This window comes from Vibrio sp. Vb1755 (assembly GCF_033338635.1).
GTDB classification, from domain to species: Bacteria; Pseudomonadota; Gammaproteobacteria; order Enterobacterales; family Vibrionaceae; genus Vibrio; species Vibrio alginolyticus.
In genome coordinates this window covers 1-14,653 of the sequence record NZ_JAWOTA010000026.1, presented here as the reverse complement: position 1 = coordinate 14,653, position 14,653 = coordinate 1, and the positions used below count along the sequence as shown (strand labels likewise).

Sequence of the window (14,653 nt, the reverse complement as noted above, 5' to 3'; positions counted from 1 at the left end):
ACGTAGACTGGGAGGATGAACCAGAAGGGATACTAAAGCCATACTTACTCGCCAGTGCTTGCTGCTGGTCTGCCGGTAAGTTCTGAAACATTTTTATTTGTTCTGGAGTAGGTGTTTGCGCAGTCGAGTAAGACGCAAACATGCTTGCCAAGACACAAACGGCAATGGAGAGATATCCTTTAAACATGATATGCCACTATAATAATTGAATAAAAGGCCCTAAAGCTCAAATTTGAGCTTTAGGTATTTAAATTAGAATCTGTGCTGGAAACCCAGTGTAATCGAGTTAAGCCGAACTTGATCTTCTGAAACGTTATCAACGAACTCAAACACAACTGCGCTCTGCTTGTTCAAAGCGTAATGCATACCTAACCCAAAACTGAATCCTTGCTCTTTGTAAGAGCCTACATTTTGTAGGTCAAGTTGAACGCTCGAGTACCCTGCTAAACCGTAAAGTGCAACTCGCTCTGAAACAGGCATGTTTAGCTTAAAAAATCCACTTATCGCACTATCAACAGCAAGCCCACTGTCACGTTGAACTGATGTCCCATAACGTCCTTCGAGACCAATGTAGTCATTAAAAAAGTACCCAGCTTGCGCACTAAGAAGGAAAGGACTCCCCTCTTTTACGGACTCAGAAGACGAGCTTTTCAATTCTGCATTTGAGTAGCTCACTAACGCACCAGCATAAAAATCGGCTGACGCTGAAAAAGAACTCAGGCTTAAGCCCAGTACACTAAGTATTCCTAAACAATGCTGCTTTCTTATCACGTAAAAGTTCCTAGTACTGGTAGTAATATGGCCTGTCAAAGCAACGTTAAGTTTGCTATGCAGGTGATTAAACACTGAAGAATTGCCACGCTACCGCCCTGAGGCATTTAGCGTAAGCCGCTGTATCGCTTTCTATAAGATATGAGTAAAAGCGGTCTATCACTCCAAACCCCTAATACTGGAGAAAATAGGCCGACAAATTATGCACTTTTGATAGTTTATCAGCAAGCAAGCGAACAAGATAACGGCGCAATGTCACGCTGGTGTTAGAAATGAGATAGAAAACCAAGGCAAGATAAGAAACTATTTACATGCTAAGGCTTTTTTATCTAAAATGTAGTTTGGAGCGTTTTTTATGCTACCAAACATCGATGTTTTTATACCGGATATACAAGGATTAATAATGAAGAATACAGCTCTAGCTATTCTTATGGCTCTAAGCGCATCAACTGCATTTGCAGCAGAAGAAGCAGGTTCGACAAGTGCAGCTTCTGCATCTGCAACAGGCACAACAGCTGTAGCAGTAGGTGCAGCGGCAGCAGTAACTGTAGTAGCAGTTGCAGCTTCAGATAGCGACTCAACATCTACTTCAACATCTACTTCTACTTCTACTTCTACAAACTAATTTCGTTTTGTAGATAGAAGATAATCGCCCTGAATGACTCAGGGCGATTTTATTTGTAAGAGGGAATAATGAATATCTTCCGAACGTCTAAATGGATACGCCCACTTCTCACTCTTCCGCTATTCGCCTTACTCTTTGGTTGTACACAAAAGTTCAATGATGTATCAGCCACAGTCCAAGAAGCGTACGGTAACTACATCGATGTAGAGATGACCCCAGAAGAAATAAATGCCGTTCCTTATGCCAGTGCCTATTTAAAACTTGGGAATCAAAAACAGGTATTTGTTGTTTTAGCTTTTGCAGAGCGAAATCCTCTCAATGGAAAAATACAACTGAAATGGGTAAGTGCTGACAAAGCTATGATCGTTACGGAGAATGGCCATATAGTCAAAACGATAGGTCTACAGAGTGGGGACTTAGCCGGTGTTTACGGTGATGTGCCAGATTTTTCTTTAGATTCAACCTCTGTCAACTACGCACTCTCATACGATTGGGCAACACAATACCGTTATGGTTTCCCAGCAAATATAACGCGTTCTTACTCAGGCCAAGAAACGTTAACAACTCCTATTTCCAGTACCATGACCAACGTATATAAAGAAGCCGTTGATTTTAGTAGCCTTTCTCAATCGGTCGAAAACTATTATTGGATAGATGAGCAAGGTCAGGTTATCAAAACCTTACAATACTTAGGTCCGAATATGATTCCGGTTGAGTTAACCATTTTGAAGGGATATAGCAAATCATGAGCAAGCGACTACTAACGTTACTAGGTTTGGTCATGCCACTTTTGAGCATACATAGCTTCGCTCAAACAGAAACCTCTACTATACAGCAATTAAATGTTGAGTTACTGGAAGTAGGCAAACAGCTACAATTCCAGGGGCCTGCTCGTTTAGAAAGCGTCTTAACACTTGCTAAAGAGCAAAGCGTCTCACTGCAATATTCTCTTGGTACAACTTTGTTTGATAAATCGGAACGCGCCGAAAAAAACGCTACCGCTTTAAAGAACTCAGTACTCAATCAAATGATTCAACACAACTTGGTTGCACATCCATTCTACAAATTCATTCAGAAGCAAAGCTTTGCACCACGCTTACTGTCTGCGATCGATGTTGATAAAGTTCGACTAAATAAATTCGACAACCCACTGTTGCGCGGCAATTACGTGCTCGCAAGCCCTCTGCGCGAAGAAAAAGTGTACTTCCTGGGAAACGTAAATAGCGTGTATTCCATTACGGAGCAGGCAGGCATCCCTTTGCAGAGGCAAATAGAGAATTTGAAAAGTAACATTGGTACGTTATCAACACCACCAGTGTTGATCTACCCAGATGGTCATGTAGTTAAGCCGCATCACGGAGCCTGGTTAACAACACAATATTACTTACCACCTCTGACCTTGGTATATGTACCTTTTGGTGATCTTGAACGGTCTGAAATGGATCAAGATATTATCCTCCTACTCACTCAACTGATACCAAATGCTACAAAGAGACCGTAATGATGCCAATTAGAAAAAGCTTAACCCTTTATTTAATGGGCCCAGCATTGGTTTGGGCTCAAGAGATGCCGTTTGAGGCTCCTCCTTTACGACCATCCCAAACAGACTTCGGTGGCGTTGGTTTAATGCAAATGCCAACCGGACGTATGGCCCCTGAAGGGGAATTCAACTTTTCTGTTACAGGGAGTGATGAGTACCTCTTTTACAATGCTACGGTACAGGTAATGCCCTGGGCTGAAGCGACTATTAGATATACAATTGTCGATGGACTTCCATACTGTACTGATCCACGATTTTGTGGGGATAACGAATACACAGATAAAGGTATTGATTTTAAATTTAGGCTTCTAGAAGAAAGTCAATATGTACCTGAAGTGTCCTTTGGTGTTAGAGATTTTGCAGGTACTGGCCTTTTTGACTCTGAGTATTTTGCAGCAACCAAACAGTACGCCAACAGAAGTTTAGGGACATTTGATTTTACGATCGGTATAGGTTGGGGCTCTTTAGGTACTAGAGGAAACATTACCAATCCAGCATGTAAAATCTCTGATCGATTTTGTTCTCGTCCAGGTGATTATCAACTAACAGGTGGCACAACAAACACTGACCGTTTTTTCAAAGGCCCGGCAGCCCTCTTTGGGGGTATTGAATATCAGACTTTACATGCACCGCTACGCTTTAAAATAGAGTATGACAGTAATGACTACAGCGAAGACTTTCCTGTTGTTCAAGGCGGTATCGACATGACACCACACACACCATGGAACTTTGGTGTGCTCTACCGTCTAGGAATGGCCGATTTTCGTTTAAGTTATGAACGCGGAGACACTTTGGTCGCAGGTTTAACGCTCAACACTAACTTCAATGACATGCCATCATTCTGGCGAGATGAGCCTACACCAGAAGTCGAAGATAACCAACCAGAAGAACTGTCTGATGTTGACTGGGAACGTGTAACGGAAGATTTAGACAAAATTGCGGGTTACCAAAACACACGCATTTATGTTGATGACAACACCGTAACTGTCGTTGGTGAACAGAAGAAATATCGTGACCGTACAGAGGCACATGAAAAAGCGGCGGCTGTACTTCATAATGAAATGCCTGACGATATTGATACCTATGCTATCAACGAACGTAGCCGAGGCTTAGTCGGCGAACAAACGATTATTTCCAAGGAGAAATATCGCGACTTTGCCCAAGTTAATTACATCAATCCCAAAATAGAAGACGCAACCGAAAAAGCTAGCAATAAGCCAAGTGGAGAATCTGTCTATGATGGTTTTGAGCGTTTTGATTGGGGCTTTGCACCTAAACTTGTTCAAACTCTAGGTAACGCAGAAGACTTCTATCTCTTTAGTGTAGGGCTAAGCGGTAATGCCTCATACTGGCTGACGGACAATCTTGAAATTGGCGGTTCGTTATACTGGGATTGGTATAACAACTACGATAAGTTTAATTATGTCACTCCACCCGATGGTACTACCGTTCCCCGGGTTCGCACCATGTTCCGTGCTTACCAAAATGAACACGCTGTGACCATGTCAAACCTACAGTTGACTTGGTTCCAAGAGTATTCCGATACCATGGATCAACAATTCTACGCGGGTTATCTGGAGAGCATGTTTGCTGGAGTCGGTACCGAGTTTCTTTACCGTCCACAAGGAGCTAACTGGGCGATTGGCGCTGACGTCAACGTAATTTCTCAACGTGATCCACAAAGTTACTTCGGTGTTTACGATGAGAAATGGCAAAACGTGCCAGAATATGGACGTCCGTTCCAAGTTATTGATAAAGGCTTCACTGGTTTTGTATCTGGTTACTACTACCCTCAATGGGAATTCCTACAAGATTTGATGATCCAAGTCGATGTTGGTCAGTTCCTAGCTGGTGATGTTGGTACACAAATCAATGTTTCTAAGCAGTTCAAGAGTGGCGTAATTGCTGGTGCCTTTGCGTCATTTACAGACCTGTCTGCGGATGAATTTGGTGAAGGTAGCTTTACCAAAGGTTTCTACTTGTCGATTCCATTTGACATCATGACCGTTAAGCCAAGCAACAATCGTGCGAACTTTAGTTGGCAGCCTCTTACTCGTGACGGAGGACAGAAACTCGGACGTAAATACAGCTTGATTGAGTTGACCGACGAGCGAAATCCTTGGTATCAAAGGCCTAACCGTTCGGATGTGGAATAATAAAGTAATCAAGGGAGCTGCGGCTCCCTTTTTCATATCTAGATACTGAGTCATAGAAGACTCAAACCTATCTTCCTGCTTCCAATAGCGCTACTTTTCGTTTCTTGCTAGAATTCCTGAGAAAATTTTAATCTATGGTGGAAGTTCTATGATCATCGTAACTGGTGGCGCTGGCATGATCGGCAGCAACATTGTTAAAGCACTAAACGAAGCTGGTATTAACGATATCCTGGTTGTCGACAACCTAAAAAATGGCAAAAAGTTTAAGAACTTAGTTGATCTGGACATCACAGATTACATGGATCGTGACGACTTTCTGACCCAAATTATGGCGGGCGATGATTTTGGTCCGATTGAGGCAATTTTCCACGAAGGTGCTTGCTCTGCAACGACTGAGTGGGATGGTAAGTACATGATGCTAAACAATTACGAGTACTCTAAAGAGCTGCTGCATTACTGTTTAGATCGCGAGATTCCATTCCTATACGCTTCTTCCGCAGCCACTTACGGTGATACAGAGACTTTCGTTGAAGAACGCGAATACGAAGGCGCACTGAATGTATACGGTTACTCGAAACAGCAGTTTGATAACTACGTTCGTCGCCTATGGCAAGACGCTGAAGAGCATGGTGAGACCCTTTCTCAAATCACCGGCTTCCGCTACTTCAACGTATATGGCCCACGTGAAGACCACAAAGGTAGCATGGCATCAGTTGCGTTCCATCTAAACAACCAACTTAACGCAGGTGAAAATCCTAAATTGTTCGCGGGCAGCGAATCATTCAAACGCGACTTCGTTTACGTTGGTGATGTATGTAAAGTAAACCTGTGGTTCTTAGAAAACGGCGTATCAGGTATTTTTAACTGTGGTACTGGCCGTGCTGAATCTTTTGAAGAGGTAGCAAAAGCAGTTATCAAGTATCATGGCAAAGGCCAAATTGAAACCATCCCATTCCCTGAGCACCTAAAAGGCGCTTACCAAGAATTCACACAAGCGGATCTGACCAAACTGCGCACCGCAGGTTGTGATGTTGAATTCAAGACAGTTGCAGAAGGCGTTGCCGAATACTTGACTATCCAAAACAGTTAAGCGCCACAAGGTGGTAGAACCATAACCTGCCACCTTTACTCAAGTGCAATAGCCTGTATCATTCCTAACTATCTTTTTCTCATTTAAACCACTTCGCCCGCACACGAATAGGTAACTAGACACGCCATGACCATAAAACGTGATGACTTCGACCCTAAAGCATATAACCCTGAGTTTAAGCGCCACTTTCTGTCGCCTAAGTACTGGGGCACGTGGTTAGGTGTTATCTTATTTTTACCGTTATCATTAATGCCACTGGGTTTACAAAAGTGGTTGGCGAAAACCATAGCCAAAAAACTGTCTAAATCCCACAAAGGTCCAGCTCATCGAGCGAGGGTTAACTTTGAGCTGTGTTTTCCGGAAAAATCATTCCAAGAACGTGAAGCTTTGATAGAAAAAACACTCTACACAGCGGCCATGTTCTTTTTTCGCTTCGGGTTACTAAGTTTACGCTCACCAAAATGGCTTCAGAACCGTTGCCAAATTCGCGGCCTAGACATTTTACGACAGCACATTGATAGCAACGAAAATGTAATTTTAATGGTTCCCCACTCTTGGGCTATTGATGTGCCTGCTATCTTGCTCGCTTCAATGGGAATGCCGGTTTCTGCAATGGCGAAGAAACAAAAGAATGATGTTGCTGACTGGCTGATGCACAAGCAAAGAGTTCAATATGGTGGTCGTGTTTATGAACGCTCAGGTGGCATTAAGCCTTTTCTGAAGTCTATTCGAGATGGCTATGTAGGGTATTATCTACCCGACCAAGATCACGGCCCAGAGCATAGTGTGTTTGTAGATTTTTTTGCAACACGTAAAGCAACGCTACCTGGTTTAGGCAAAATTGCGAAACTATCACGCTCAAAAGTACTGCCTCTATTTGCGTCGATGAACACTGAAGATGGTACGTTTGACATTGAGATTTTACCAGCGTTTGAGCTGGATAAAGGCGAAGAGCAAGACGCTCGTACCTGTAATGAAGCCATTGAATATTTTGTCGGTGATAAACCCGAACAATATATGTGGGTACTACAGTTGCTGCACTCTCAAGAAGACGGCAATAACTATTACAATATCTTCAAGCCTAGATATGATACTGATTGGCAAGTAAATAAATGAAAAAGATTTTAATTATTGGCCCTGCGTGGGTCGGCGATATGGTAATGTCGCAATCGTTATATATCGTATTAAAGCAACGCCATCCAGATAGCCAAATTGACGTTATCGCTCCAGGATGGTGTAAACCGATTCTTGAGCGTATGCCAGAAATCCACCAAGCGATTGAAATGCCTATCGGTCATGGTGAGTTTAACTTATTAGGCCGCAGGGAAATTGGTAAATCGATACGTGAAAAGCAATATGACCACGCCTATATATTGCCTAAGTCAGCGAAATCAGCACTGATCCCATGGTTTGCCAACATTCCTCTTCGTACTGGCTGGAAGGGAGAAATGCGCTATGGTTTATTGAACGACTTACGCCCTAACATGAAGTCTTTTCAGTACATGGTAGAGCGCTATGTAGCGTTAGCTTATCCAAAAGCAGAAATGGTGGATTCTAACTCTCTCGGCGGGCTTGAAACCTTGCCTCGCCCACGCCTTGCAATCAACGCGGCAGAGCAACAAGCCACGATCAAAAAGTTCAACTTAGCCCAAGACCAACCAATTATCGGACTGTGCCCAGGAGCAGAGTTTGGTCCCGCCAAAAAATGGCCCGAAACACACTACGCTGAAGTTGCGACGCAAATGGCTCGATCTGGGCATCAAATCTGGTTGTTTGGTTCTCAAAAGGACTTGGAGACTTGTAACAATATTCGCGCACTTGTTCCGACGCAATTCCATGAGCACATTCATGTTCTGGCAGGCCAAACCAGCTTAATTGAAGCAGTCGACTTACTTGCTGCATGTAAGACTGTTGTCGCGAATGACTCAGGCTTAATGCATGTGGCAGCTGCGGTTGGTTGTAATGTTGTTGCCGTGTATGGCTCAACTTCACCGAAGTACACCCCCCCACTCGCAGAAAAAGTGGAGATTGTTCATACCGATATTGATTGTCGCCCTTGTTTCCAGCGTGAATGTCAATACAAACACCTCAAGTGCTTGACAGAACTTTCGCCTAAGCAAGTGCTAGATAGCATCCAAAAATTTGACGCCATTACGATAAGCTCATGTTAGTTCGTATTGTTTATACCTTACTACTCGCCCTAGCGTCACCGCTACTTTTATTTGGTTTGTACAAGAGCAAACCAAATAAGCCTAAGTTCGGCTCTCGCTGGAAAGAGCACTTTGGTATCACTCCCAAGCTAAAAAGCAACGACAAACCTATTTGGATACATGCCGTATCTGTTGGTGAAAGCATAGCAGCAACACCTTTAATTAAAGCCCTTAAGGAACAAAACCCCGAACAATCTATTCTAGTTACAACAACAACAAGTACGGGAGCTGAACAGATTGCTAAGTTGGGTGATTTAATTGAACACCGCTATATGCCAATTGACTTTGGGTTCGCTATCAAAGGTTTTCTTAAAGCAGTGCAGCCAAAACAGATGTTGATCATTGAGACTGAGCTGTGGCCAAACACGCTTCACAATGTTCACAAAGCGGGTATCCCTATAACTGTCGTGAATGCGCGCCTATCTGAAAAATCGTGTCAGAACTACGCCAAAATACAGCGGCTTTTTAACCAGCTTCATCCATGCCTAACTCAAGTACTCTGCCAAACGGATTCAGATGCAGAGCGCTTCGAACGCTTAGGCGTTGAGAAAAAGAAACTATCCGTTACTGGCTCGATTAAGTTCGATATTCAAATATCAGAGCAAGTGAAACAGCAAGGACAGCAGCTTCGAGCCCAACTTGGAAACGATCGTCCGATTTGGATTGCAGCTAGCACCCACAAAGGCGAGGACGAACAGGTATTAGATGCACATAGGCAAGTTTTAAAATCTCATCCAAATGCATTACTTATTTTAGTTCCTCGCCATCCAGAACGATTTGATGATGTGTTTACGCTTTGCCAACAGCAAGGCTTTAACACTGTGCGTCGTACTTCAACGCATGCAGTCGAGATAAATACTCAAGTATATCTCGGTGATACTATGGGTGAGATGCTAACTTTGATAGGCGCAGCGGATATCTGCTTTATGGGCGGTAGCCTAGTTGGAGATAAGGTTGGAGGGCACAATGTATTAGAACCCGCAGCACTGGGAGTTCCTGTAATCACGGGACCTAGTTATTACAACTTTACAGAAATCGTTAATATTCTTAAAAAACATTCGTTCTGTGATGTCATTAAAGAAAAAAATGAAATTCACACATTGATAGAGAAACAGTTTTCATCTAGTGTAAATTCTAAAAAATCAGACAGTGAAAGATTTATCACTAATTATAAAAACATTGTAAATAAAATAGTAACAGTAATCTTTGAGAAAAAATAGTGAAAAGCATTATTACATATAAGAGGATTCAATCTAATTATGAGAACGTATGTTACGTAAACTCAATTTTTGCACTTTTTTTATACTTATATATTAATAAAGGCAGCCATAATACACTGTTCATTAGTCATGTAGATTTCCAAGGCCTGTTAGCGAATAGTAAATTAGACAATGTAGTTATTATAAACACTAAACTTAATAAAAATTGGGACTCATTGCTTTACAAATTTGGAGTTCTAAAATATGACATCACGACTCTAGTTAAAAATAAAAAATTCTTTGGTCATGACCATCTCACTTATGCATTTCTATTTGATTTATCTCACGGTTCAGTACTAGAAGATGGCGCCGGAAACTATAATGGCCCAATATCATTCAAAAAAAGAGTAAAACGCGCTTTAAAAGGCAGAGTTATTTCTCCTTTAGGCTATAGTAATAAAATAACCAGTGTTTACTTATCTAAGCCAGAGCTTGTGGACTCTCAATTACAAAACAAAGCAAAAGCATTCGATGTAGTTGAAATGTTGGACTACACAAGAAGTTTTGGTTTAAAAATGATACTAACACATAACTTCGAATCTCTTAGTGGAAAAAACATCTTATTTACTCAACCTATCAGCGATCTAGTAACGGAAGATGGAAAAATAGAGCTGTACAAAGAAATTTATGAGAAATATAACATTACAGTAATAAAGCCACACCCTCGTGAATGTACAGATTATACTGAGCACTTTTCTTGTTTAGTTATAGATAAGTTCATACCAGCTGAAGTTATTATTTCCCCGAATGATAAGAACGTTCACCTTTATACTTTGAACTCAACCTCCGTACTAAACCTAAAAGAAGTCAATGACAATATACAGGTTGATTTACTTGCACTGGATCTACACGATTTCCTTACACAGTGGAAAAAAGAAAAAAAGAAAAAATATTAAAAATATTATGTCATATAATGCGTTGTTACAAGGCATTATATGACATAAGTAAATAACAAACTTGAGTGTTATCGTAGTTCTTGAGAATCAAGAATGTAGCGCTCCAAAGTAGTCTCATCTAAAATAAAACTTAGAGATTACTTTGTAGAACGACCTCATAATACCAATTACCGACAAACAATATCTCTCATATCTCAGCTGTATAATTAGCTGTATTGATGCTCTAAATATACAGTTTAGATAGTTCTTTAAGCGAGCGCCGCTCTTCTGCATTTATTTTAGAGGCATTAGCGCTAATATCAATATATTTACCTAAACTGCTCGCTAGTTCATCAAATGTAGAAAAACTACAGAGTTCAACATTTTGTGCATCTTTAAAAAACAGTTCATTGTGACTTCCTTTCGCCACATAAACCTTACCTTGCCCCCACTTCATCAGTTGACGGGCGGTACTAGCCCCACCTCTGGGTTGAAGCACAAGATGGGTGCACGACATCACAACAGCCGTGTAAGCTAGTGGGGGAAGTGAAGTTATGACAGACACATCGACTATTTGCTTCTTTATCTTTTGCAAATAGGTTAAATAAAGATCTAAAAGAAGACGTTTTCGCCACTGCTTTACAGGCCACATCACAACAAACTTGTATTCTCTATGCGCTCCAGCTGCTATGAATGCACGCAACATCGCTTTAATGTCTTGATATTTAAATGCATTAGGTTTAGTACCTAAAAGGATACTTTTTTTCTTATTTTTTTCGTCTGCATAAACAGAAATCGCCAGAGTCTCAGCAGATTTAGTGGGTAATGTGTCGAAGACAACACTAGAATCAACAAGACAAAAATCACACCTTTCTAATACTTGGTTCAACTTCTCACGGAATGCACTATTTAAAGCAATAAACTGCTCTTGTTGACTTAAAACCCAAAGATCATTCTCTGTAATATTAAGCTTAACATCTTCAACTAAGCGTCCATGTTTATCTTTGCACCAAAGCCATCTGTCAACCTCATCATCCGTGATAAACATATAGCACTTGCTTTTCATTTGTGGACTAAGCTCGAGAACCTCTCGAATTTGAGCAGAGTTAAGAGCACTCAGAGAGAAATAAGTTATCGTTGAAGCGTTCAAAAAAATGGAGTTATTCGCCTTCTCGTAAGAAAAGTAAGTGACTCCATCAATTTTCTTAGGGTACTGAGATTCAATATCATCACACCCGAAAACGACGACACCTAACGTCTCGTGATTAACGCTAGCTTTCTCTATTAAGGCATCAATAAACAGAGGGGAAAAGTAGTCTGTGCTAGACACTAAAAAAATATGTTTAATCTCGCTGCTTCGCATTTTTACAATTCCATACGCCCTAACACATTTTTTATAGCATTAATAACATACGACTGCTCACTATCACTCATATTGAAGTACAGTGGTAGCCTTACCAAGCGCTCACTTTCTTGTGTCGTATATCTATCACTGCCGACAAACCGACCAAACTGTTGGCCAGCTGGTGAGCTATGCAATGGAATATAGTGAAACGCAGAAATTACGCCCTCTTCACGAAGCATTTCAATAAACTGGCTTCTCAATTCCAGATTTTCCAGTTTCAAGTAGAACATATGCGCATTGTGCTGACATTCAAAAGGAACAGTTGGCACTTCTATATTGTGTTTTGCGGCAAGAGGCGTAAGCTCATCTAGATATTTTCGCCAAATTTGTAGCCGTCTTTGGTTAATCCCTTCAGCTTCTTCAAGCTGTCCCCAAAGATATGCTGCTTGTATCTCACTTGGAAGCAAACTACTACCAAGATCAACCCAAGTATATTTGTCTACCATGCCACGGAAGAACAAGCTTCGGTTCGTCCCCTTCTCTCTGACAATTTCTGCACGCTCAACAAAAGATTGGTCATTAATAAGAAGTAGTCCACCTTCACCACCGGACGTATAATTTTTCGTCTCATGAAAACTATATGCACCTAGATGGCCAATTGCCCCCAACGCTTTTCCTTTGTAAGTAGACATCACACCTTGAGCTGCATCTTCAATAACAATGAGTTTATACTTCTCTGCAATACTCATGATCGTGTCCATCTCACAAGCAACACCAGCATAATGTACAGGTACAATAGCAACCGTTTTTTCAGTGATTGCAGCCTCAATTTTGGTTTCATCAATGTTCATCGTATCTGGACGAATATCAACAAACACCACTTTTGCACCACGCAGTACAAATGCATTCGCAGTGCTAACAAAAGTGTAGCTTGGCATAATCACTTCATCACCAGGCTGAATATCGATCAGTAAAGCGGCGAGTTCAAGCGCATGGGTACATGAAGGCGTTAACAAAGTCTTAATACAGCTCGCTCTGTTTTCAAACCAACTCTCGCATCGTTCAGAAAGTGGCCCATCTCCCGAGAGTTTACTTCCTTGGATAGCTTGCTCAATAAAGCTAAGCTCTTTACCTACAACTGGGGGCTTATTAAATGGAATCATTAATCTATCTCTCTGGGGTTACAATCAATAGAATTTCATTCTAAATTTATTGATCGGCAAGAAATCTCGAGCTTGGTTTTCTTCCTTCACTACTGCTTTGGTGATTTTCAACAAGCCTTTACCACAAATTACAACGGGGCAGCCATTTTCAACAAATATCACTTTACCAACATGCCTATGCTCACAAACCACATCCTGTACTACTTCAGCATCCAAGACCACCACTTTATTCTCATCAACATTAGTAATAGCTCCAGAATATGGGTACCCTACAGAATCAATAAATCGTTTAATGTATGTAGAACTTTGATTCCAATCGATCTCATAATCAGATTCGTCTCGCCATATTGAATATGTCGCTAATGACTCATCTTGTTGTGAGGATTTTATTTCTCTTCCGGAATGTAAACTATTAAATATCAAATCTGCCAGTTTTATATAATTGAGGTTATTCACTTCAATTGCATCAGATAATTTCATTGGATAGTCAATAAATGAAGCAGCTTGTGCAATAATATCACCTTTATCATACTCATCTGAACCAAATAGAGCTGTAACACCAATTTCATGCTCACCATTAATTAAACTATTCACTAGCGGAGCAAAGCCTCTATATCGAGGTAAAATAGAGTCATGGAAAACAATTAACTTGCTATCTTCGATACTTCTAATCATCCAGCGCCATGACACTGCTAACACATAGGATTCTTGAGGTATTGTGTAAGTGTCATTATGATAATAATACTGAACACCGTTGTTGATAGCTAATTGTCTCAAATTTTCACTATAATCATCTTTAATATTTTTATCTTTTCCTATAACAAGGAAATCAACAATTTCTCGATATTTTTCAAATAAAAGGGTAGCAACTTCATACCCTTTTTTAGTCATCGCATGTAATACTATTTTTTTACACATAACAATACCTGAAGCTTGGACTCGTTTTGGGTAATCTCTATTTAGCTTGATGAGCAATCATCACAAATAATTTTATTTAAGTATTGTCCATAGTCATTTTTTAACATTGGTTGAGCAAATTGGATAACTTGAGAAGTAGATAACCACCCATTGCGCCACGCAATCTCTTCTAAACAGGCAACTTTAAGACCTTGAACATTTTCAATGGTTTGAACAAACGAAGAGGCTTCATGCAGGCTTTCATGTGTTCCAGTATCTAACCAAGCAAAGCCGCGCCCTAGTAATTGAACATTCAGGTCACCTTGCTCAAGGTACATTTGGTTTAGCGTCGAAATCTCTAACTCACCACGAGATGAAGGTTTGACTTTTTTTGCCAATTCGACGACTCGGTTATCATAAAAATACAGCCCAGTGACAGCATAATTGGATTTAGGCTTTACTGGTTTTTCTTCAATCGAAATCGCCTGCATATTGGCATCAAATTCTACAACGCCAAATCGCTCTGGATCTTTAACCTGATAACCGAATACCGTCGCACCACGGCTCTTCATCGCAGCTTGCTGAAGAATAGGAGTGAACCCTTGCCCATAAAAGATGTTGTCACCCAGTACCAAACATACTGAGTCATCGCCAATGAATTCTTCACCAATGATGAAGGCTTGAGCTAAGCCGTCTGGACTTGGTTGAATCGCGTATTGCAA

14 protein-coding genes are annotated in these 14,653 nt (G+C 41.0%); 9 read left to right on the top strand and 5 right to left on the bottom strand.

The genetic code is table 11. The features are described 5' to 3' along the window. Positions 1-252: 252 nt before the first annotated feature. Positions 253-771 (bottom strand): outer membrane beta-barrel protein, encoded by a 519-nt coding sequence (locus R7E00_RS18425; RefSeq protein ID WP_054574204.1) that lies wholly within the window; start codon positions 769-771, stop codon positions 253-255. Positions 772-1,174: 403 nt separating this feature from the next. Between R7E00_RS18425 and R7E00_RS18420 the strand changes: the two genes are divergently transcribed. The 9 genes from R7E00_RS18420 (at position 1,175) to R7E00_RS18380 (ending at position 10,547) form a co-directional block, all read left to right on the top strand. Further along, positions 1,175-1,396 carry a hypothetical protein gene (locus tag R7E00_RS18420; RefSeq protein WP_054574203.1) on the top strand — a complete coding sequence of 74 codons (222 nt, stop codon included), beginning with the start codon at positions 1,175-1,177 and terminating at the stop codon, positions 1,394-1,396. Positions 1,397-1,464: 68 nt separating this feature from the next. Further along, a complete protein-coding gene (locus R7E00_RS18415; RefSeq protein WP_213885624.1) occupies positions 1,465-2,145 on the top strand; it encodes a YjbF family lipoprotein in 681 nt (226 codons plus the stop codon). Beyond that, on the top strand, positions 2,142-2,897 hold the full coding sequence (locus tag R7E00_RS18410) for a capsule biosynthesis GfcC family protein (RefSeq protein WP_054574201.1): 756 nt from the start codon (positions 2,142-2,144) through the stop codon (positions 2,895-2,897). Before R7E00_RS18415 ends, R7E00_RS18410 begins: the two co-directional genes overlap by 4 nt. Then, complete coding sequence (locus R7E00_RS18405) at positions 2,897-5,092, top strand: YjbH domain-containing protein (protein ID WP_085569714.1); 2,196 nt, start codon at positions 2,897-2,899, stop codon at positions 5,090-5,092. The genes R7E00_RS18410 and R7E00_RS18405 overlap by 1 nt, the downstream gene beginning before the upstream one ends. Positions 5,093-5,240: 148 nt before the next feature. After that, positions 5,241-6,182, top strand: coding sequence for an ADP-glyceromanno-heptose 6-epimerase (gene rfaD, locus R7E00_RS18400; RefSeq protein ID WP_054574199.1), 942 nt, complete (start codon positions 5,241-5,243; stop codon positions 6,180-6,182). A gap of 126 nt (positions 6,183-6,308) precedes the next feature. Next, a complete protein-coding gene (lpxM, locus tag R7E00_RS18395; protein WP_005384797.1) occupies positions 6,309-7,298 on the top strand; it encodes a lauroyl-Kdo(2)-lipid IV(A) myristoyltransferase in 990 nt (329 codons plus the stop codon). Next, entirely contained in the window at positions 7,295-8,353 is a 1,059-nt protein-coding gene (gene waaF / locus R7E00_RS18390) for a lipopolysaccharide heptosyltransferase II (protein ID WP_054574198.1), read from the top strand. The genes lpxM and waaF overlap by 4 nt, the downstream gene beginning before the upstream one ends. Next, positions 8,347-9,612, top strand: a complete 1,266-nt coding sequence (gene waaA / locus R7E00_RS18385; RefSeq protein ID WP_054574197.1) for a lipid IV(A) 3-deoxy-D-manno-octulosonic acid transferase — start codon at positions 8,347-8,349, stop codon at positions 9,610-9,612. Before waaF ends, waaA begins: the two co-directional genes overlap by 7 nt. Beyond that, on the top strand, positions 9,612-10,547 hold the full coding sequence (locus R7E00_RS18380) for a glycosyltransferase family 52 (RefSeq protein WP_053349735.1): 936 nt from the start codon (positions 9,612-9,614) through the stop codon (positions 10,545-10,547). The genes waaA and R7E00_RS18380 overlap by 1 nt, the downstream gene beginning before the upstream one ends. A 223-nt stretch (positions 10,548-10,770) precedes the next feature. Here R7E00_RS18380 and R7E00_RS18375 read toward each other — a convergent pair whose 3' ends face one another. The 4 genes from R7E00_RS18375 to rfbA all read right to left on the bottom strand — a co-directional run. Further along, positions 10,771-11,889 (bottom strand): hypothetical protein, encoded by a 1,119-nt coding sequence (locus R7E00_RS18375; protein ID WP_262606304.1) that lies wholly within the window; start codon positions 11,887-11,889, stop codon positions 10,771-10,773. 2 nt (positions 11,890-11,891) lie between these two features. Beyond that, entirely contained in the window at positions 11,892-13,034 is a 1,143-nt protein-coding gene (gene rffA, locus R7E00_RS18370; RefSeq protein ID WP_213961937.1) for a dTDP-4-amino-4,6-dideoxygalactose transaminase, read from the bottom strand. 24 nt (positions 13,035-13,058) lie between these two features. Then, positions 13,059-13,952 (bottom strand): formyltransferase family protein, encoded by an 894-nt coding sequence (locus tag R7E00_RS18365; RefSeq protein WP_053349738.1) that lies wholly within the window; start codon positions 13,950-13,952, stop codon positions 13,059-13,061. A 41-nt stretch (positions 13,953-13,993) separates the two neighbouring features. Further along, on the bottom strand, positions 13,994-14,653 hold a 660-nt coding region (gene rfbA, locus R7E00_RS18360), incomplete at its 5' end, for a glucose-1-phosphate thymidylyltransferase RfbA (protein ID WP_318124457.1).

What these genes read in the sequence shown, in the direction of transcription:
- R7E00_RS18420 (WP_054574203.1), top strand. Translation starts at nt 1,175, where the DNA reads ATGAAGAATACAGCTCTAGCTATTCTTATGGCTCTAAGCGCATCAACT.
- R7E00_RS18415 (WP_213885624.1), top strand. Translation starts at nt 1,465, where the DNA reads ATGAATATCTTCCGAACGTCTAAATGGATACGCCCACTTCTCACTCTT.
- R7E00_RS18410 (WP_054574201.1), top strand. Translation starts at nt 2,142, where the DNA reads ATGAGCAAGCGACTACTAACGTTACTAGGTTTGGTCATGCCACTTTTG.
- R7E00_RS18405 (WP_085569714.1), top strand. Translation starts at nt 2,897, where the DNA reads ATGATGCCAATTAGAAAAAGCTTAACCCTTTATTTAATGGGCCCAGCA.
- rfaD (WP_054574199.1), top strand. Translation starts at nt 5,241, where the DNA reads ATGATCATCGTAACTGGTGGCGCTGGCATGATCGGCAGCAACATTGTT.
- lpxM (WP_005384797.1), top strand. Translation starts at nt 6,309, where the DNA reads ATGACCATAAAACGTGATGACTTCGACCCTAAAGCATATAACCCTGAG.
- waaF (WP_054574198.1), top strand. Translation starts at nt 7,295, where the DNA reads ATGAAAAAGATTTTAATTATTGGCCCTGCGTGGGTCGGCGATATGGTA.
- waaA (WP_054574197.1), top strand. Translation starts at nt 8,347, where the DNA reads ATGTTAGTTCGTATTGTTTATACCTTACTACTCGCCCTAGCGTCACCG.
- R7E00_RS18375 (WP_262606304.1), bottom strand. Translation starts at nt 11,889, where the DNA reads ATGCGAAGCAGCGAGATTAAACATATTTTTTTAGTGTCTAGCACAGAC.
- rffA (WP_213961937.1), bottom strand. Translation starts at nt 13,034, where the DNA reads ATGATTCCATTTAATAAGCCCCCAGTTGTAGGTAAAGAGCTTAGCTTT.
- R7E00_RS18365 (WP_053349738.1), bottom strand. Translation starts at nt 13,952, where the DNA reads ATGTGTAAAAAAATAGTATTACATGCGATGACTAAAAAAGGGTATGAA.